Genomic DNA, 19,077 nt, shown 5'->3' on the forward strand with positions numbered 1-19,077 from the left:
GCTTCGGTGGACGCGCGCAGGAGAGCTATTCCCCCGTGGACAGGCGCGTCGCGAGCACCTCGGGGAGGTGCGCCTCGCGGATCCTGGCCTGCGCTCCCTCGATGTCGTACGGGACGCGCACGTACTCCAGCTCGCCCGAGCCCTCGCGCAGCACCACGAAGCAGGCGCGGGGGTCGCGGTCGCGCGGCTGGCCGACGCTGCCCACGTTGATGATGTAGCGGCGCGCCGGGTCGAGCCGGAGCGTTCCCACCGGGAGCGACCGCGTGCCGCCCGGGTCGGCCATGAAGACCGCGGGCTGGTGCGTGTGGCCGATGAAGCAGACCGGCTCGGTAAAGTAGGCGAACTGCGGCTCCGCGTCGAAGCGGTCCAGCAGGTACTCCCAGTCGCGCGGCGTCGCCGGCGAAGCGTGCACGCAGAGGAACGACGCGCCCGGCGCGGTGAGCGGGAGCTTCTGGAGATATTCGCGGTTGTCGCGGGTCAGCGTGCGGGCGGTCCACTCGGCCGCGGTGCGCGCGTAGACGTTGAACCGCGCGGCCTCCGGGCCTCCGCTGGCGGCGGCGTCGTGGTTGCCGAGCAGCACCACGTCGCAGCGGGAGCGGACCAGGTCCAGGCACTCGTTCGGGCTCGCGCCGTAGCCGACCACGTCCCCCAGGCAGAGGATGCGGTCCGGCTTCCGCGCGTCGACGGCGGCCAGCACGGCCTGCAACGCTTCGAGATTGGCGTGGATGTCGGAGAGGAGGACGGTGCTCATCCGACGGAGGGTCGCGCCTCGTGGGCAATGCGGTCAAGGATTCCGTTCACGAACGATCCGGACGTATCCATGCCGTATTTCTTGGCGATCTCGATCGCCTCGTCGAGAGCGACCCGCGTGGGGGTGTCCCCGTGATAGAGAAGCTCCGCCGCCGCGACCCGGATGACCGAACGGTCCGTGGCGGCCATGCGCCCCAGCGGCCAGTTCCGGGCGATGCGGGAGACGGCGGCGTCCACTTCCGCGACGTGGGCCGAGAGGCTCTCGATCAGGGAGGCGGCGAAGCTCCGCGTATCGTCGGCGGGGCCCACCTCGTCCAGGATCTCGCCGAGGCAGCGGTCCATCGGCTCGCCGGTCACGTCGGACTGGTAACAGGCGCGGAAGGCCAGCTCGCGCGCGAGGCGCCGCGCGTTCATGGGGTCCGCGCCGCCCGGAGCGAGCGCACGAGGTTGGCCATCGCGACCGCGCCCGCCGCGCACTCCGCGCCCTTGTTGCCGTGCCGTCCGCCCGCGCGCTCCATGGCCTGCTCGTTCGAATCGGTCGTGAGCACGCCGAAGAGCGCGGGCACGCCGGTCTGCTCGGCGACGCGCGCGATCCCGCCCGCGGCGGCACCCGCCACGAAATCGAAGTGAGGGGTCTCGCCGCGGATCACCGCCCCCAGGCAGACCACGGCGTCCACGCCGCTTCGCGCCAGGTGGAGCGCGGCGACGGGAAGCTCGAAGGCGCCCGGCACGCGCGCCACCACGATCTCCTCGGTCCGCACGCCCAGGCGCGCCAGCTCCACCAGGGCCCCCTCGAGGAGGCGCTCGCACACGGCTTCGTTGAAGCGCGCGCAGGCGATCGCGACCTTGAGTCCGCGGCCGTCCAGGCGCCCTTCCACGAAGCGGGGGCGGATCGTCCGGAGCGCCGCGCCGGCCGCGGGGCCCAGATCCTGGCCCGAGCCGCCCGGGCCGCCCGGGACGGGACGCCCCTGCTGGGTCATCGCGCGCTCCTCGCCCTGCGGGCGCCGTTCTCGCGGCGGGCGCGGGCCGCCTTGGGCTCCCCGTTCTCCCGCCGCGCGCCGTTCGCCGCGGGCGTGAGCGTGGGATGGCGCAGCAGGTGGCCCAGCCGCTCCCGCTTGGTGAGGAGGTAGCGCTCGTTCACGGCGTTGGGGCGCACCTCGATCGGCTCGCGCGCCACCACGTCGATGCCGTAATCGCGGAGCGCCTCGATCTTCTTCGGATTGTTCGTGAGGAGCCGGACCTTCGTGAAGCGGAGGTCGCGGAGGATCTGCGCCGCGACCCCGTAATCGCGGAGGTCCGCCGCGAAGCCCAGCTTGAGGTTCGCGTCCACGGTGTCGAGCCCCAGATCTTGAAGCTCGTACGCCTTGAGCTTGTTCGCGAGGCCGATCCCCCGGCCCTCCTGGCGCATGTAGAGGAACACGCCGCAGCCCTCCCGGTCGATCCGGTCGAGCGCCACGGCGAGCTGCTCGCCGCAGTCGCAGCGCATCGAGCCGAACACGTCCCCCGTCAGGCACTGCGAGTGCACGCGGATCAGGCCGGGCGTCCCCTTGCCGGGCGTGCCCTTGACCAGCGCCACGTGGTGATCGCCGTCCACGCGGCTCTCGTAGACGAACACGCGGAAGGAGCCGAAGCGGGTCGGGAGCTTGGACACGGCGAGCCGCTCCACCAGGCTCTCGTGGAGATAGCGGTAACGGATCAGGTCGCGGATCGTGATGAGCGGCATGCCGTGGCGCCGCGCCAGGCGCGCCAGCTCGGGTCCGCGCGCCATGCGGCCGTCGGCCGAGAGGATCTCGCAGAGCACGCCGGCGGGCTTCATCCCGGCGAGCCGCGCCAGGTCGAGCGCGGCCTCGGTGTGCCCCGGCCGCCGCAGCACGCCGCCCCCCGACGCGCGGAGCGGGAAGACGTGGCCCGGCCGCGCCAGCTCCTCGGGACGCGTGCGCGGCGCCGCCAGCGCGCGGATCGTCGCGGCCCGGTCGTGCGCCGAGGATCCGGACGTCGTGCCCTGGAGCAGATCGACCGACACGGTGAAGGGCGTGGCGAAGCGCGCCGTGTTCATCGGCGCCATGAGCGACAGTCCCAGCGCTTCCAGACGCTCCGCGGGCATCGAGACGCAGAGGAGCCCGCGCGCGTCGCGCGTCATGAAGTTCACGTCGGCGGGCGTGCAGCGCTCCGCCGCCATCACGAAGTCCCCTTCGTTCTCGCGGTCCTCGTCGTCCACGACGACCACCATCCGCCCGGCCCGGATCGCGCGCAGCGCGGTCCCGACCGCATGGATGCGGTCCGCGCCGTGCAGGGCTCTCCGTTCGGCCTGGGTCATCGCGCGCTCCCTGGGTTCCGGCTCATCGGCGCCACGCTCATCGGGACACCGCCTCGGCCGCGAGCAGGCGCTCCAGGTAGCGGGCGATCAGATCGGCTTCCAGGTTCACCCGCGTTCCCTTCGCGTAGCCCGAGGCGATCGTGTGCTCCAGCGTGTAGGGGATGAGCGCCACCTCGAAGCGGGCGTCGTTCCGTCCCGCGACGGTGAGGCTCACGCCGTCCACCGCGATGGAGCCCTTCATCGCGACGAGGCGCCGAAGCGGTTCGGGCGTCTCGATCCCCACGCGCACGCCGTCCTTCTCGCGCTCCACGGAGACCACGGTCGCGACGGCATCCACGTGCCCCTGCACCCAGTGGCCGCCCAGCTCGTCCCCCACCCGGAGCGCGCGCTCCAGATTGACGCGGGAGCCGGCCGCGAGCGCTCCCACCGTGGTGCGCGCGACGGTCTCGGGAACGGCCGTCACCTCGAACACGCCGTCCCGCACGCGCTCCACCGTGAGGCAGACGCCGTTCACGGCGACGCTGGCCCCGGCCTCGGGGTCGGGGTCGAACCCCGATCGGATCGCGAGCCCCATCCCTCCGGCCGTCTTCCAGATCCGCTCCACGGTTCCGACGAGGGCCACGATGCCGCTAAACATGACCGTCCTCCTCGCGCGACGCGTCCGCGCCCCATGCGGCCCGCGGCTCGATCGGACCCGAGAGCCAGACGTCCCGCCCCAGGCGCCGCACCGCGAGCCTGCCCACCGCGATCGCCTCCTCGAGGCGTTCCCGGCCGAGATCGGCGGTCCAGGTCGGCGCCGAGGCGCCGCCCAGCAGCACCGGCGCGATCCCCACCGCCACCTCGTCGGCAAGGCCCTCGCGCAGCAGCGTGGTGTGCACCGTGGGCCCCCCCTCGACGAGCACGGCGTAGCGCCCTTCGTCGGCCAGGCGGCGCAGCACCGCGCCCGCGGGCACGCGGCCCCGCGCATCGGGGTCGAAGCGCCACACCGTGGCACCGCGGGTCTCGTACTCCCGCGCGCGCGCGGCGTCGGGCGAGCAGGTGGCGATCACGAGCGGCGCCGCGGCCGCCGTACGGACCAGCCGCGAATCGAGCGGCGTGCGAAGCGTCGAGTCGAGCACCACGCGCCAGGGCTGCGCCCCCGCGCGCCCGCGGCCGAGCCGAACCGTGAGGAGCGGGTCGTCCCGCAGCGCCGTGCCGGAGCCGATCAGCACCGCGTCGCTCTCGGCGCGCAGCCGGTGCACCAGGCGCTGCTCTTCGGGACCGCCCAGCCCGCGGGACTCGCCGCTGGCGGCGGCGACCCTTCCGTCCAGGGAGACCATCGACTTGAGGGTGACCCAGGGAAGCCCCGTGGCGCGCCACTTGAGGTAGGGCGGGTTGAGCGCGCGGCATTCCTCCGCGCGAAGGCCGAGCGCCACGTCGATGCCCGCGCGGCGGAGCGCCTCGACCCCCTTCCCGTCCACGAGCGGGTTCGGGTCGAGCATCCCGACCACCACGCGATGGATCTTCGCCTCGCGGATCGCGTCCACGCAGGGCGGCGTTCGACCCACGTGCGCGCAGGGCTCCAGGGTGACCACCAGGGTGGCGCCGGCGGCGTCCGGTCCCGCCTCGAGGAGGGCCCGCGTCTCGGCGTGCGCCTCGCCGGCGCGCTCGTGCCACCCGCGCGCGACGACGGAGCCGCCGCGGAGCACGACCGCGCCCACGCGCGGATTGGGGTGGGTGGTGCCGATGCCCCGGCGTGCCCAGCGGATGGCCTCCGCCATGGCGCGGTCCTCCGCGGCGCTCGGGCGCGCGTCATCCGCCCCCGGCCCTTTCGGGACCTCGTTCGTTCGTATCGGCGATGAAAGGCTCAATGAAAAAACCCCGCAGGCAGACACCCGCGGGGCGGCCGGAAGGGCCATGGCGCCAGGAAACGGCGGACCCATCCTACGATCATCCTTCTCCCATCCAGACTGTGACTGTCGGCTCCGGAATCGCGCCGGATCCTGCCCTGGACCTTGGCCCCGGGCTCGCGGGCTATGACCGCCGGTGGGGACTTTCACCCCGCCCCGAAGGATGTCTGCTGGAAGGAGAATAGGGCTTGGGGGCGCCCGGCGCAACCCCCCCGGGTCTAGCGCAGGAGGACGGCCTTGCGCGACCGCGACCCCTCGGCGGTGTCCATGTGGATGAAGTAGGCCGCGCTCCCGACGTCGCGACCGCGGTCGTCCTTGCCGTCCCAGCGCACCGCGTGCTCTCCGGGTGGAAGCGGAGCGTCGACGAGGACGCGCACGCGCGCCCCGGCCACGTTGTAGACGGCGACGCGGACACGGCCGGGGCGTCCCACCGTGAAGCGGATCAGGGTGGAGGGGTTGAAGGGGTTCGGCGCCGGCGCCTCGATGCGATCGGGCGCGGCCGGCGCACCCTCGCTCAGCTCCACGGAAGTCGGGGTGGTGCAGTACGGCGTCTCCATCTCCTCGACCAGGGTGCGCCAGAGGAGGAGATTCCGGCGCGCCGCGTTCGGCATTTCGGCCAGGGAGAAGCCGAGCATCACGACGCGCGCGCTGTCGGTGCCGGCCAGGGCCGCGCGCCGCTCCGTCCCCGCCATCATGGTGTTCGGATAGCGCAGCCAGGCCCGGCCGCTCGCTCCGGCGCAGGTCGATACGGAGAGGGCGTCGAAGCGGTTCAGCGTGGGACAACCGCCGTTCAACGGGAAGGGCTCCGAGGCGATCCTCGTCCCCGATGCGCCCGTCAGCGTGGGCAGGAGCGAGTCCTGGGGCGACGTCTCCCAGACGTCGCGTCCGAAGGTCGCGCCCACGGTGCACGCGAGGAAGGTCCCCGTGTCGGCCCCGTTCGTCGTCAGGTCGTAGGCGAGATTGTCCCCGGCCAGGATCAGCCCCCGGTTCTTCCCGCTCGTCCCGAGCCAGGAGCTGAGAAGCGCCTGGTCCTGGGCGCTCAAGGTCAGCTGGGAGCGCTCCCCCACGTCCCAGAGGATCGCCGAGTACATCGTGGCGAGCGATGCCGCGCTCACGCCCGGCCAGAGCACGCCGTTGTTGGCGGGATCGCCGCCTCCCGGCGTGTTGCCGAGGCCGGCCGTGGCGGCATTCACGTCGAAACGGTCGTAGCGCACGCCGAGCGCCGCCAGCGCCTGGTCCACGCCGGTCGTGGCGTCGGGCCCGGCGAACGCGTTCACGTAGAGCACGCGCGCGCTGTCGGTCGGGCAGGCTCCGGTCGGGGTGAAGGCGCCGGGAAGGATGCTGGCCGTGAAGTAGTGCCCGCTCCCGGCGTCGACCGGAAGCGTGATCACGGCATTGGCCGAGTCGGTGGCGCTGAAGTAGTAGCGGAGCTGCGTCCCGCGCGGGTAGGCGGCCGCCGGCACGTCGCCGTAGTAGATGTCGGGAGCCGCCGCGCCCACCGGAAGGAGCGGCGTCGCCGTGAAGGGGGCGCCGTTCAGGCTGTAGAAGAACTGCGCCAGCTTGAGCCCCTGGGAGGCGCCGATCCGGACGGTGGTGCTGTCGCCGCGCGGCGTGTTGAAGTTGTCGTTGCCGAGGAATGCGGTGGTCTTGAACGTATCGTTCATCAGGCTCGATTCCGAGGTGGCCAGCGAGGGTCCGGCCTGCCCGAGCACCCGGATGTCCAGGTTGTCGATATAGAGCAGCGTTCCGGGCGCCGAGGAGACGCCGTCGCAGAAGACCGCCGCGTAGTCCTTGATCTCCAGGCGCACCTGCACCGATTCCGCCCCGGCCGCGCTCGCCAGAGGCACGCTCTGCCGCAGCCACTCGTTCTCACTGCCGTAATAGAGCAGTCCCGTCGGATCGCTCCAGTTCGACCAGGCCAGCCCCGGCTGCTTCGAGCGCACCCCCAGGCCGTAGTAGAAGCACCCGCCGAAGGGCAGGTTCCGGTAGACGTCGAAGGCGAGGAACACCTGGTCGGCGCCGTTGGTGGCGACGCGCGGGGAGATCAGCTGGTCGTCGATGCGCGGGACCAGGTTGCCGGTGAGCGGCTCGATCGGAGTCCAGGCTTTCGACGTGTTGGAATTGCAGAGCTGTTGGGTGTTCCCGGCATTGGTCACTCTCCAGAAATCACCCACGGACGGAAAGGTGGAGACGCTCCAGGTGCCGGTCCCCGCCTCCATGTCGTCGAAGAAGCGCAGGTCGGCCGCCCCCGCCCTCACGGTCACGTTGTCGACCGACCATCCTTCTCCGTCCGGGTAGAGCCCGTCGGCCGAGCTCCCCTGGACGTCGGTCGTCAGCAGGAAGCGGAACCGGACGGCCGGCCCCTTGGCGATGATCGAGTCGGGGATCTGGACGCTGAACGTGTCGCAGACGCCGGAGTTGGGAATCTTTCCCGTGAACGACGCGAGGGTGACCCAGTCGTCGGCCACGGGATCATTCACCTGGACGTATCCGAAATCGAAGCCGGGCTCCAGATTCAGGCGGTGCTTGAAGCCGAGCTTGACCGGCGAGCTGGCCCCCGTCAGATCGACGTAATTCGTCAGCGCCTGGACCCAGCTGTTGTCGTAGCCGTGCCGGTCGGGGTCGCCGGTCCAGGAAGAATCGATGAGCCCGGCCCAGAAGGCATTCCCCTGGCAGGCCACCGTCGGAGCGATGTGCCACGCCGTCGGGGTGCCCGACTTGTCCACGTGGGTCCATCCGCCCTCGTTGCCGGGACTGGAGAAGCTCTCGAAATCGGCGTGGTAGACCGTGACCGTGTCGGTGGTGCTGAGCGCGGGAGCGAGCGACGCGCGGGCGATCGAGACGGGGGCGACGTCGCCCGTGCTGCGCGCCGGGGCCCGCTGGGCGAGCGCCAAGGCCGCCCCGGCCGGAGAGGCGGAAACGAGCCCAAGAAGGCCCAGCGCGGCCGAGACGATCGCGGTGCGGAAACGCAAGATGCTGACGGCCGAAGGACGGGTCACCCGTTCATTTTACCATCTTCGGAGCGGCCGGTTCCGAGGGAACCGGGCGCTGCGGGGCGCGCCGCTCCAAGTCCTGCGCCCGCCTCAGATATCAGCCGGTGCCCGGCTCCGCCCGCACGACCGGCACGGCCCCCAGGAGACGCGCGAGCCCGCGAACCGACCGGAGCGCCTCGTCCCCCGTGGCCGCGGCGAGCGGCTCGAACTTCCCTTCCCGGAGCGGAAGTCCGAGCCGAACGGCCTCCGCCGCGGCTCGCGCCAGGTAGTGCCGCGCGCCCATGTCGGCGAACACCGTGTCCGGGGCGCCTCCCCGCGATCCCTTTCCCCGGCCGGCCTCGGTTCCCAGCCGCGCGAGGATCAGCGCGAGCTGTCCGCGGGTCATCGGATCGTCCAGATGGAGCGAGCCGTCCGGGAACGCCTCGATCCAGTGCCGCACCACGGAGGCGCGGAGCCATCGCGCGCCCCAGGCCTGATCCAGCTCCGGCCAGTTGAGCCGCTGGACTTCGTCGGACCGCCAGGCGGCGCGATCGGGGTCGGCACCGAGCTCGACGGCCAGGATCACGCCCAGCTCGCCGCGCGAAACCGTGGAGTGGCCGCCCAGCTTGGTGTAGTCGCCGGGGATGCCCGCCGCCACGTAGCTTCCCTCGAGCAGTCCGGCGAGCGCCTCGCGCGCGCGGGCATGCCCCGGATCCAGCTCGAGCGCCCGCGCGAAGGAAGAGCGCGCGGGCTCCTTCTGCCCGTCCGCCAAGTAGGCGACGCCGAGCAGGTAGAAAGGCTCCGGGCTTCGGGGATCGAGCGCGGCCGCGCGGTCCAGCTCCGCCTTGGCGTCCCGGTAGCGGCGGATCGCGGTGAAGAACCTCCCCCGGGCCAGGTGGACCGGCGCGCTCTCGGGCGCCAGCGCGAGCGCGCGGTCGAGCGCGCGCCGCGCGGTCGCCGCGTCCGCGGCCGCGATCGCGGTGTCGGCCTCGGCGATCAGGGCGGCGGGGTCGGACGAGGACGCCGCGCCGGGATGGACCGAGGGCCCGCGCGCGCCGGAGCAGCCGGCCGCGAGAAGGGCCAGCGCCACGGCCCAGAGCACCGCGCGCTCAGCCACGCAGGAGCCTCCGCTCCTTGAAGCTGGCGTAGCTCTCCCGCGCGACGACGACGTGGTCGAGCAGGTCGATGCCCAGGATCCGCCCCGCTTCCAGGAGCCGCCGCGTGATGGCCAGGTCCTCCTCGCTGGGGGTCGGATCCCCCGAGGGGTGGTTGTGCGCGAGCACCACGCTCGCCGCGGACATCGCCACGGCCGGCAGGAAGACCTCGCGCGGGTGGACGATGCTCGCGTTCAGGCTCCCGATCGAGATGATCTCGCGCCGGAGGACCTGGTTTCGGGAGTTCAGGTAGAAGCCCACGAAGTGCTCCCGGTTCATCGCGCGAATGTCACGCGTCAGCTCGTAGACGCTCTCGGGGCCGCGCACGAGGGGCGTCGTGTCCCCGTCGGGCCAGAGCCTGCGGCCCAATTCGGCCGCCGCGAGGAGCTGCGCCGCCCGGGCCCGTCCCACGCCCCGGATCGTGAGCAGATCCTCGGGCGCGGCCTGATGGAGCCGCCGCACGTTGACCGCACCGGTGACCCGGGCCGCCGCCGCGAGCGCCGGCGTGCCGGCGCTCCCCGTTCCCAAAAGGACCGCGATCAGCTCGGCGTCGGTGAGGACGCCGGCGCCCAGCTCGAGCAAGCGCTCGCGCGGACGGTCCGCGGGGTCGATCTCGTGAAGTTCCAGACGTCGCTCCGGCTCCAAGGCTTCCTCCTGACGAGGGAGCCGGGGCACGGCGAAGCTCGAGGAGCCATGATCCTAGAACGGATCAGCCGGCGGCGAGAAGGGACTTCAGATCTTTCCGGTACAGAACAACCTGGGCGCGGGAGCGGAGCCGCGCCGTCCAGGCCTCGATGCGCCGATCCACGATGTCGCGCCAGACCTCGTCGCGGTGGCGCGCGAAGTCCACCGGGGGCGGCACCGTGACGCTCTCCACGATCATGTAGATCGTCCCCATCGAGCTCTTCACGGGGGGAAGCACCTTGCCGGGGCGGCTCGCGAAGATCCGCTCGAGCAGGACCGAGTCGCTCGCCACGCGGGGGTCGCGATCCTTGAAGTCGGGAATGGGGCCGGAGCGCGCGAAGGGCCGGCTCATCCGCATCCCGCCCATGCCGTCGAAGAGCGCCTCGACGTTCTCGCCGCGCCCGACCGCTTCGCGGAGCTTCTGGTCGACCGAGTCGGCCAGGGCGCGTCGCTGCGCCATCTGGTACTCGGCGATCGCGCGCTCCTTGACCTCCGTGAACGGCGCGGGGGCCGGCTCGACCTCCCGGACGCGGCGCGCGACCAGGTATCCCTCGCCCACCTGGACCGGCTCGGGCGTCGTGGCGCCGTCGGCGATCCCGCCGATCGCCGTGGCCACGGTCTCGAAGGGACCGATCCCGGGCAGCGCCTCGCCGGCCTGGGTCGGGCCGCTGCGCACAGCACCACCGCGCGCGGCGGCCAGCGAATCGAACGAGGCCCCGGCTTCGAGGGAGTCGATGAAATTCTTCGCCGCGAGGAAGGCGAGCGAATCGGCCACGGGCTGTCCCAGCACGGTCTGGATCTCGGCGCGAGCGTCGGACAGCGGCCGGAGCGTGTCCCCGGTGCGCTCGTCCACCTTGATCAGGTGGAACGCGTTGCGCGCCTCGATCACGTCGCTCAGCTGGCCGACCGGGATCGTGAAGATGACGTCGGCCAGCTCCTTCATGAGGCGGCTCTTGGTCACGTCGCCGATGAGGCCGCCCTGCTCGCCGCTCTCGCGGTCATCCGAGACCTCCTTCGCCACCGCGGCGAAGTCCTCCCCCTTTGCGATCCGGTCGTGCGCCGCGTTTGCCCGCTGGAGCGCTTTCTCGCGCGCCTCGGGACCGTCGGACGGCCGGTACTGGAAGAGGATGATCCGGGGCTTCGCCGTGGCCGGCGTGGTGAACTCGAGCGGACGCTCGTGGTAGTAGGCCGTGATCGCGCTGTCGGGGACCGGCACGCTGTCGGGGTGCGCCCGCTTGAAATAGACGTAGTCGAAAACCCACTCCGGCTTCGTCTTGAAGTCCTCTTTGTGGGCTTCGTAGTAGCTCTCGGCCTCCTTCTCCAGCGCCCACCGCTTGACCATCTCGGCGTTCGAGCTCGCCGCTTGGCGCACGGCCTCGTAGGGCGGCACGAACCCGGGATCGATCCGGTCCACGCGCACCACGAACAGCGAATCGTGCGCCGCCCGCGGGCCGACGATCGCGCCGGGCCGCATCGTATAGAGGGAATCGAGGAACGAGCCCTCGAGGAGGATCGGCTCTTCGATCGGCTGGCCGCGGTAGAGATCCACCGCCTGCGCGACGCCGCCCGTCTCGTTCGCAACGCGCGGGCCGGGGGCGCCGCTACGGAGCCCCGCCATCGTCCCGCGGAAGACGCGCTGGATCGCCTCGTCGCGCCGCTGCTTTCGCACCTCGGCCGGCAGGGCCGCGGCCAGCGAATCGAGCCACGCCCGGTTGGACTTCTTGATCTTGGCCGCCTTCCGCCGCTTCTCGAGGAGCTTCTCGATCTCCTTGGCCGTGGGAGCGGCGCCCGTGTCGATCTCGGCCGACGAGCGCGCGATCACGGTGGCGGTCAGGCGGGGCACGGCGTACGTCTGCGGATGCAGGCGGAGCTCCTCCCGGCCAAGCGAATCGGCCAGCCCCTCGCGGACTTGCGCGTCGGCGCGCCGCTTCGCCTGTCCGGCCACCTCGCGGAAGCTCTGGATGCGCGCGGCGCGCCGGTCCACCAGGCGGATCACGACGTAGTGGGCCCCGGCCCGGATCGGCGTCTTGATCCAGGTGCCGGGAGCGGCGGCGCGGATGGCGTCCTGGATCACCTCGGAGCGCCCGAGCCCCCGAATCGGATCGGAGAGGCGGAACCAGCCCGTGTCATGGAGTCCGCCGTAGACCTTGGCCGCCGTCTCGACGGGCGCCCCGGACTGCATCGCTCCGACGAGATCGCTCGCGGCCTTCTGGGCACTCGTGACGGCGGCATCCTTCGCCGAATCGCCGGAGGCCGCCTCGATCGGAACCCGCACGTACTGGATCCAGGCGGAATCGGGGGTCTCGAACTCCTGCTGGTGCGCGTCGTAGTAGGCGCGGATCTGCCTGGCTTCGGCCTCGGGCTCCAGCGACACGGCCTCCGGACCCAGCACGAAGTAGCGCACCGTGGCCTGGCTCGCCAGATCCTGGTAGGCCTTTCGCACTTCGGGCTCGCGGGGTCCGAACCGCCGCTCCATCCACCGCGAGTAATCCTCGAGGAGGATCCCCATCGCGACCTGATCGCGCAGCAGCGCGTAATTCGACGTCGGCGAGCGCTTGAAGGCGAGGAACTTCGCCTCGTCCACCTTCCCGTTCACCTTGAAGAAGGCGTTCGCCTTCATGCGCGCGTCCACGACGTCCTCGTTCACCCTCATGCCGCGGCGATGGGCGTCGGCCAGCCACAGCCGCTCGCGGATCAGCTCGTCGAGGAGGTTCTTCCGGAGCTGGCGCTTCTCGTCGTCGGTCAGCTTCCGCCCGGCCTTGGCCTCGACCTCCTGGAAATAGGGCGCGGCGAGGCGATCCCACTCGCTCTGAAGGAGGGGAACGCCGTCCACGACGCCGAGGAGGTCGACGCCCGGCCGGGGGGACGGTCTGGCGGCGGGAGCGCGCGGAGATGCCACGGGCGCCGAAAGGGCGGCGACCGCGACGGCAAGCACCGGTACCGCGAGCAGCGTCGGACGGAGGCGCGCGAATCGGGAAGGAATGGAGCGGATGTTCACGAGAGATTGAGTCTAGAAACCGCGGAGGAGCATGTCCACGAGAGAAACGAAATCAGGCCCTCGGCGGGCGGCTCTCGCGAAGTGTGGGGGGCTTATCGTTCGCGAGTCTGCCGTCACAACCGAGGGCCTGTTCTACCCTCTCGGTCCCCCGGAACCACGCTCGATCGGAGTGCCGTGCCTTCCCACGCGCCGGCAACTCTCCCCTTCACCGCTTTCCTGGCCTTCACGAGCGTTCTTGCGTGACTCGTGAGGCGAGGACCCTTGCCCCAACACGTCGAGCTTCAGTCCGAGGGCCCGAGAGAGTCCAAGACTCCCCTGGCGAATTCGCCTATGGCACCCACCGTGCCATGCTCCGGAGCGGCCCCGGTCGGTCGGCGTTGCATTGATGTAACGTCTTGGTACTACGTAGTATGACTCATGAGTGTGCCAGGGTGACCGCGTAGACGCCGGTTAGGTTTAGTACTGCACCTGTGGGACGGGATGGCACATCGAGAGGCACAATATGGGGCTATATCATTTGTAAATAGGTATTTATGAGATATGGGTCAGTTAGACACAGACGGGGCGTCCCGTCTCACCTTTGATCTGCGGGACCGGACCGCGCCGTAGCGGTCCAGCATGCGGTAGAGTGTCCGGCGTGGAACGCCGAGCACCCGCGCGGCCTCGGTCTTGTTGCCGCCGACCTCTTCAAGCACCTGAAGCACGTACTCCTGGATCGTCTCGTCCAGGGTGGCCCGCTTGATCTCCACACTCCGGCCCTGGCTGTCCCGGCTGCCGGTGCGGGCGTGCACGATCAGCTTATCGGGGAGATCGGTCAGCTCCACGATCGACCCGGGCGCGAGCGCCACGGCCCGGTCCACGACGTTCTCCAGCTCCCGCACATTGCCCGGCCAGGCGTAGGCCTGCAGCGCCATCATGGCCGAAGCCGAGAATCCCAGGAGCGGACGGTTGGAGAGCGCGCCGAAGCGGCGGAGGAAGTGCTCGGCCAGGAGCGGAATGTCCTCCGGGCGCTCGGCCAGGCGCGGCACGCGCAGCGTGACCACGTTCAGGCGGTAGTAGAGGTCCTCGCGGAATCGTCCGGCGCGCACCAGCGCGTCCAGGTCTTGATGGGTCGCCGTCACCATGCGCACGTCCACCGGAATGGTCTCGTTCGATCCCACCGGCTTCAGCTCGTGCTCCTGGAGCACGCGGAGCAGCTTCGCCTGCATCGGGAGCGACATGTCTCCGATTTCGTCCAGGAAGATCGTGCCGTGGTTCGCCTCGACGAAGAGTCCGGGGCGGCGCTCGATCGCGCCCGTGAAGGCGCCTTTGACGTGTCCAAAGAGCTCCGATTCCAGGAGCGCTTCGGAGAGGCTCGTCACGTTCACCGCGACGAACGGGCGCGCCGACCGCGGGCTTCCCTGGTGGATCGTCCGGGCGATCAGCTCCTTCCCGGTGCCGCTGTCCCCCTGGATCAGCACGCTCGACTTGGTCGCGGCCACGCGGGAGACCAGCTTGAACAGCTCCACCATGGCCGGATTCCGGCCGATGATCGGGCGCGCTTCCGTGCTCTCGGCGGCGGCCGTGCCCGCGGCCGCGGCACTCCTCTGGAGCCGGCGGCGCTCCATGGCGCGCTCCACGGTGAGACGGACTTCCTGGAGCGTGAACGGCTTCCGCACGTAGTCGAAGGCGCCCTCGTGGAGCGCCTTGATCGCGGTCTCATAGGTGCCGAAGGCGGTCACCATGATGACCGCGGCTCCGGGCATCTCGCGGCGGATGCGGCGCAGGAGCTCGATGCCGTCCATGTCGGGAAGCTGCACGTCGCAGAGCGCGACGTCGAAGGGGCGGGCGGGAGCGAGGGCGAGCGCTTCTTCCCCGCGGGCCGCGAGCGTCACCTCGTAGCCTTCCTGCTGGAAGATGTCGCGGAGGAGTCCCGAGGAGCCGGGATCGTCATCCACGACGAGCATGGTGGGCCTGTGTCGCGCCATGAGGCCGCGTCACCGCCCTTCCGTGGGGCGAGCCGCCATGCGCCGCATTGTATCCGAGTCGCGCCATGAGGGAAGAAAAACGATGCGGGGTCGATGCTTCGGTTGCCCGCTCCCGGAGCCTTCCACTAGGATGGGCGCCACTCGAGGACGAGCCCGGCTGCCGCGAAGCCCGGCACCCACGGAGGCGATCGCATGGCACCGCCCGATTCCGATTCCGAAGTCGCCGAGAGACTTTCGGTCGAAGACCTCCGGGAAGTCTGGAATCTCCTGGTCCCCGAGGACCGGATCGAGAGCTTCCGCGCATTGCCCCGACCGGAGGCCGAGGACCTCTTCCTCGAGCTCTCCGCCCGCGACCAGACCGAGCTGGTCCTGGCCCTGCCCGCGCCGGAGCGCCGCTCGTGGGTGCGGCTCCTCCCGCCCGACGACGCGGCCGACCTGATCCAGGAGGCCGGGTCGGAGCACCGCGAGGCGCTCCTCCAGCTCCTCGACGAACCCACGCGCAAGGACGTGCACGCCCTGCTCGCCTACGCCGAGGACGACGCCGGCGGGCTGATGAACCCGCGCTACGCACGCGTGCGCCCCGAGATGAGCGCGGACGAGGCCCTCACCTATCTGCGCCGGCAAGCCAGCGAGCAGACCGTGTCGCTGCCCTACGCCTATGTGCTCGGACCGGATCAGAAACTGATGGGCGTCGTCTCCTACCGCGAGCTCTTCCTCGCGCGCCCCGAGCAGCAGGTGCAGGACGTCATGCGAACCGAGCTGGTCACGGCTCCCGAGTCGATGGACCAGGAGGAGCTGAGCCGGCTCTTCTCCGAGAGCCGCCTCATCTCCATCCCCGTCGTCGACGCCGAGGGCCACATGAAGGGGATCGTCACCCTCGACGACATCGTGGACGTGGTGCGCGAGGAGGCCACGGAGGACATCCAGAAAATCGGCGGTACCGCGGCCTTCGACGAGCCCTACCTGCGCCTCAGCGTGAAGGAGATGATCATCAAGCGGGCGGGTTGGCTCTCGGTCCTCTTCCTGGGCGAGAGCATGACGGCCGCCACGATGGGCTACTTCGAGCAAGAGATCGCGCGTGCCGTGGTGCTCGCGCTGTTCGTTCCGCTCGTGATCTCGAGCGGCGGCAACTCCGGAGGGCAGGCCACGACCCTGGTGATCCGCGCCATGTCGCTCGGCGAGGTGCGGCTGCGCGACTGGTGGCACGTGATGCGGCGCGAGATCCTTTCGGGGCTTGGGCTCGGCACCATTCTCGCCGTGATCGGAATCGTTCGCATCATGGTATGGCAGGCGATCTTCCACTCGTATGGCGAGCACCATATGCTCATCGCGCTGACGGTTGCCGTGAGCCTGGTCGGCGTGGTGATGTGGGGAACTCTGGTGGGCTCGATGCTCCCCTTCATCCTCCGGCGCCTGGGCCTCGACCCCGCGACCGCATCGGCACCGTTCGTCGCGACCCTCGTCGACGTGACCGGGCTGATCATCTACTTCTCGGCGGCGCGGGTGTTCCTGGGGGGCGTGCTTCTCTAAGCCGGACCACGATGCGCAACATGCCCTGGGGCATGTTCACTCGGCTGGGAAGCGCTGACCGTCCACGGAAGCGTCAAGGTCCGTTACCCGCGCTGGCGCGCGTGAAATGGACGTCACTCGTCATCAAGCGAAGACACCATCTCAGCGCGCGTTGATCCCGGCGAGAACGGACATGCCCCGGGGCATGTTCACGTATATATTAACTTGCGCCGGATCGGTCTGAATGGGAATTGCGTCGACACGCGGCTCGTCGGGGCGCTCCGGACCGCTGCCGGCAACCTACGGAACGAAGACGGTTTCTCCCGCCTGTTCCTCGGCGTGGAAGCTGGAACGAACGAGGGGACCGGACGCGACCTGGCGGATGCCGAGGGACAGGCCGTACTCGCGGTAGTGGCGGAATTCGTCGGGGTGGACGTAACGCTCCAGCGGCAGGTGCGATCCTGACGGCGGGAGGTACTGCCCCACGGTGACCATCGAGACGCCGTGGTCATGCAGGTCGCGCAGCAATTCGTCGACTTCTTCCTGCGTCTCCCCCACGCCGACCATCACCCCCGACTTCGCGGGGATGCCCGGGGTCCAGGTCGCCACGTTCTTCAACAGCTGCAGCGAGCGCTCGTAGCGGCCCGCGGGGCGCACCCGCTTGTACAGCCGCTTCACCGTTTCCATGTTGTGATTCAGGACGTCCGGCCTGGCGTCGAGCACGGTGCGCAGCGCGTCCTCGTCGCCGAGGAAGTCGGGAATCAGCACCTCGACACGCGCCCCGGGAATCGCTCCGTGAATCGCGCGGATCGTCTCGGCGAAGTGCGCGGCACCGCCGTCCGGCAGCTCGTCGCGATTCACCGACGTGACCACGATGTAATGGAGCCCGAGCCGCCGCGAGGCGTCGGCGACGCGCGCGGGCTCTTCGGGGTCCACGGGAAGCGGCTTCCCATTTCGAATATCGCAGAAGGGGCAGGAGCGCGTGCAGACGTTGCCCAGGATCAGGAACGTCGCGGTGTGCCGCGAGAAGCAGTCGCCGATGTTCGGGCAGTTCGCGCTCTCGCACACGGTGTGCAGATCGAGCGTCCGGAGGATCGACTTGGTTTCGAGATAGTTCCGGCCCGTCGGAATGCGCGCGCGGAGCCAGTCCGGCCGGCGCACGGGGAGCGGCTCGCCGCTCTGGCGCTCGTACGGGCGCAGTGGCTTCCGCTTCTCGCCGGCCTGGACGCGCCGGTCGGAGGGGAGCGTCAGCGAGATGGCCGTGCCGGAGATCGGATGGCGCGGCACGTCCGAAGCGATCGGCCCCGGGACGCTCGCAGCGCCACTCCCTTCCTCGCGACGGATCTCAGACATGGATCGCCCGTCCCTCGGTTCCAAACATCGCCTCCATCGTCGCCTCGGACAGCGTCGGGTGCGCGTGCACGACGTTGGCCAGCTCTTCCGCGGTCGCCTCGAAGTGCCGCGCGACGACCGATTCCGCGATCTGCTCGGTGGCCTGGACGCCGATGATGTGGACGCCCAGGATCTCGCCGGTCGCGGCGTCCGCGACGGCTTTCACGAAGCCGTCCCCTTCCCCGAGGATACTGGCCTTCGAGCTGGCGGTGAACGGGAACTTCCCCACGCGCACCTGCCGTCCCGCCGCGCGCGCCTGCGCCTCGGTCATCCCGACGCTCGCGACCTGCGGGTGGCAGTAGGTGCAGCTTGGGATGGCGTGGTGGTTCACGCGATGGGGTCTTTTTCCCGCGATCGCCTCGACGGCGGTGATCCCCTCGTGCGAGGCCACGTGCGCGAGCGCGGCGCTCTTCGTGACGTCTCCGATCGCGTACACGCCGCCCACGTTCGTCCGCTGCAGGCAGTCCACGTTCACGTAGCCGCCGTCCATGGCGACGCCGATCGCCTCGAGTCCGATCCCCTCCGTCGCGGGCCGCCGGCCCGCCGCCATCAGGACGCGCTCCACGCGGAACCGGCGCGCCGCGTCGTGCGCCCGGACCTCGACCCACGCGCCGTTGCCCTCGACGCGCACGGGATTCAGCTCCGCGCCCACGAACACCTCCATGCCCTGGCGCCGGAAGGAGCGAAGCAGGGCTTCGGAGATCTCCGCGTCCTCCAGCGGCATCAGCCGCGATTCCCGCTCCACCAGGGTCACCTTGGTTCCGAACGTATGGTAGATCGAAGCGAACTCGACGCCGACCGCGCCGGCGCCGATCACCAGCATCGACTCGGGCACGCGGTCGAGCCCGAGCACGTCGTCGCTCGAGAGCACCACCCGGTGATCCAACGGCGCGATCGGCAGCGATCCGACGACGGAGCCGGTCGCGACGATCACGGCGCCGGCCTCGATCTCCCCGGCGCCGTCGCCCTCGATCCGGACCCGGTCCGCCGCGACCAGGGTCCCCGCGCCCTTGATCGTTTCGACCCGGTTCTTCCGCAGCAGGGCCTCGGTGCCCATGAAGTTCTTCCGGACCACCCGCTCCTTCCGCTCCTGCGCGGCCTTGAGGTCCAGCGTCGCCTCAGCCACGCGCACGCCGAATTCCCCGGCGCGCCGGCAGAGGAGCAGCACCTCCGCAGTCTCGATCAGGGCCTTGGTCGGGATGCAACCCCAGTGCAGGCAGGTGCCACCCGGCCGGTCCCTCTCGATCAGCGCCGTCTTCAGCCCGAGCTGCCCCGCGCGGATGGCGGCCACGTAGCCCCCCGGCCCGGCGCCGAGAATGGCGACGTCGTACCGGGATCGACTCACGTGCGGGGTCCCGCGGTCAGCGCCGCGGCCCGCGCCTTGAGGATCGGCTCGAAGAGATCGATCGGAATCGGGAAGACCGTGGTCGAATTGTTCTCGGTCG

The 19,077-nt window shown here is 70.6% G+C and carries 14 protein-coding genes and 1 riboswitch; of the genes, 1 reads left to right on the top strand and 13 read right to left on the bottom strand.

Annotation, left to right across the window (positions count from 1 at the left end; genetic code table 11):
* Nucleotides 1–25: 25 nt before the first annotated feature.
* The 11 genes from VE326_03115 to VE326_03165 all read right to left on the bottom strand — a co-directional run bounded on the left by VE326_03115 (nucleotide 26) and on the right by VE326_03165 (nucleotide 14,731).
* Nucleotides 26–751, bottom strand: coding sequence for a metallophosphoesterase family protein (locus VE326_03115; GenBank protein ID HYJ32187.1), 726 nt, complete (start codon nucleotides 749–751; stop codon nucleotides 26–28).
* Nucleotides 748–1,164 (bottom strand): transcription antitermination factor NusB, encoded by a 417-nt coding sequence (gene nusB / locus VE326_03120; protein HYJ32188.1) that lies wholly within the window; start codon nucleotides 1,162–1,164, stop codon nucleotides 748–750. Before nusB ends, VE326_03115 begins: the two co-directional genes overlap by 4 nt.
* On the bottom strand, nucleotides 1,161–1,730 hold the full coding sequence (gene ribH, locus VE326_03125) for a 6,7-dimethyl-8-ribityllumazine synthase (GenBank protein HYJ32189.1): 570 nt from the start codon (nucleotides 1,728–1,730) through the stop codon (nucleotides 1,161–1,163). Before ribH ends, nusB begins: the two co-directional genes overlap by 4 nt.
* Nucleotides 1,727–3,067 carry a bifunctional 3,4-dihydroxy-2-butanone-4-phosphate synthase/GTP cyclohydrolase II gene (locus VE326_03130; GenBank protein HYJ32190.1) on the bottom strand — a complete coding sequence of 447 codons (1,341 nt, stop codon included), beginning with the start codon at nucleotides 3,065–3,067 and terminating at the stop codon, nucleotides 1,727–1,729. The genes ribH and VE326_03130 overlap by 4 nt, the downstream gene beginning before the upstream one ends.
* Nucleotides 3,068–3,104: 37 nt before the next feature.
* Nucleotides 3,105–3,704, bottom strand: coding sequence for a riboflavin synthase (locus VE326_03135; GenBank protein HYJ32191.1), 600 nt, complete (start codon nucleotides 3,702–3,704; stop codon nucleotides 3,105–3,107).
* Nucleotides 3,697–4,827 (bottom strand): bifunctional diaminohydroxyphosphoribosylaminopyrimidine deaminase/5-amino-6-(5-phosphoribosylamino)uracil reductase RibD, encoded by a 1,131-nt coding sequence (gene ribD, locus VE326_03140; GenBank protein HYJ32192.1) that lies wholly within the window; start codon nucleotides 4,825–4,827, stop codon nucleotides 3,697–3,699. Before ribD ends, VE326_03135 begins: the two co-directional genes overlap by 8 nt.
* Before the next feature lie 168 nt (nucleotides 4,828–4,995).
* Nucleotides 4,996–5,124: riboswitch (FMN riboswitch) on the bottom strand.
* Between the two features lie 50 nt (nucleotides 5,125–5,174).
* Entirely contained in the window at nucleotides 5,175–7,955 is a 2,781-nt protein-coding gene (locus tag VE326_03145; protein ID HYJ32193.1) for a hypothetical protein, read from the bottom strand.
* 91 nt (nucleotides 7,956–8,046) lie between these two features.
* Nucleotides 8,047–9,045, bottom strand: a complete 999-nt coding sequence (locus VE326_03150) for a tetratricopeptide repeat protein (protein HYJ32194.1) — start codon at nucleotides 9,043–9,045, stop codon at nucleotides 8,047–8,049.
* The gene (radC, locus tag VE326_03155; GenBank protein ID HYJ32195.1) at nucleotides 9,038–9,727 is read right to left on the bottom strand and encodes a DNA repair protein RadC; all 690 of its coding nucleotides are present in this window, start codon (nucleotides 9,725–9,727) and stop codon (nucleotides 9,038–9,040) included. The genes VE326_03150 and radC overlap by 8 nt, the downstream gene beginning before the upstream one ends.
* Nucleotides 9,728–9,791: 64 nt before the next feature.
* A complete protein-coding gene (locus tag VE326_03160; protein ID HYJ32196.1) occupies nucleotides 9,792–12,764 on the bottom strand; it encodes a peptidyl-prolyl cis-trans isomerase in 2,973 nt (990 codons plus the stop codon).
* A 545-nt stretch (nucleotides 12,765–13,309) separates the two neighbouring features.
* Nucleotides 13,310–14,731: a sigma-54 dependent transcriptional regulator gene (locus VE326_03165; GenBank protein HYJ32197.1), complete on the bottom strand. Its 1,422-nt coding sequence runs from the start codon at nucleotides 14,729–14,731 to the stop codon at nucleotides 13,310–13,312.
* 192 nt (nucleotides 14,732–14,923) lie between these two features.
* On the opposite strand from VE326_03165, the gene mgtE reads away from it, so the two are divergent.
* Nucleotides 14,924–16,261: a magnesium transporter gene (gene mgtE, locus VE326_03170; protein HYJ32198.1), complete on the top strand. Its 1,338-nt coding sequence runs from the start codon at nucleotides 14,924–14,926 to the stop codon at nucleotides 16,259–16,261.
* A 279-nt stretch (nucleotides 16,262–16,540) separates the two neighbouring features.
* On the opposite strand, the gene lipA is transcribed toward mgtE, so the two are convergent.
* Nucleotides 16,541–17,593, bottom strand: coding sequence for a lipoyl synthase (lipA, locus tag VE326_03175; protein ID HYJ32199.1), 1,053 nt, complete (start codon nucleotides 17,591–17,593; stop codon nucleotides 16,541–16,543).
* Nucleotides 17,586–18,977, bottom strand: a complete 1,392-nt coding sequence (gene lpdA / locus VE326_03180; GenBank protein HYJ32200.1) for a dihydrolipoyl dehydrogenase — start codon at nucleotides 18,975–18,977, stop codon at nucleotides 17,586–17,588. The genes lipA and lpdA overlap by 8 nt, the downstream gene beginning before the upstream one ends.
* Between the last annotated feature and the right edge of the window lie 100 nt (nucleotides 18,978–19,077).

It is taken from the genome of Candidatus Binatia bacterium (assembly GCA_035631035.1).
GTDB lineage: Bacteria > Eisenbacteria > RBG-16-71-46 > SZUA-252 > SZUA-252 > DASQJL01.

Coding starts and splice junctions, on each gene's coding strand:
- VE326_03115 (HYJ32187.1), bottom strand. CDS start 751: ATGAGCACCGTCCTCCTCTCCGACATCCACGCCAATCTCGAAGCGTTG.
- VE326_03130 (HYJ32190.1), bottom strand. CDS start 3,067: ATGACCCAGGCCGAACGGAGAGCCCTGCACGGCGCGGACCGCATCCAT.
- VE326_03165 (HYJ32197.1), bottom strand. CDS start 14,731: ATGGCGCGACACAGGCCCACCATGCTCGTCGTGGATGACGATCCCGGC.
- nusB (HYJ32188.1), bottom strand. CDS start 1,164: ATGAACGCGCGGCGCCTCGCGCGCGAGCTGGCCTTCCGCGCCTGTTAC.
- ribH (HYJ32189.1), bottom strand. CDS start 1,730: ATGACCCAGCAGGGGCGTCCCGTCCCGGGCGGCCCGGGCGGCTCGGGC.
- mgtE (HYJ32198.1), top strand. CDS start 14,924: ATGGCACCGCCCGATTCCGATTCCGAAGTCGCCGAGAGACTTTCGGTC.
- lipA (HYJ32199.1), bottom strand. CDS start 17,593: ATGTCTGAGATCCGTCGCGAGGAAGGGAGTGGCGCTGCGAGCGTCCCG.
- ribD (HYJ32192.1), bottom strand. CDS start 4,827: ATGGCGGAGGCCATCCGCTGGGCACGCCGGGGCATCGGCACCACCCAC.
- VE326_03135 (HYJ32191.1), bottom strand. CDS start 3,704: ATGTTTAGCGGCATCGTGGCCCTCGTCGGAACCGTGGAGCGGATCTGG.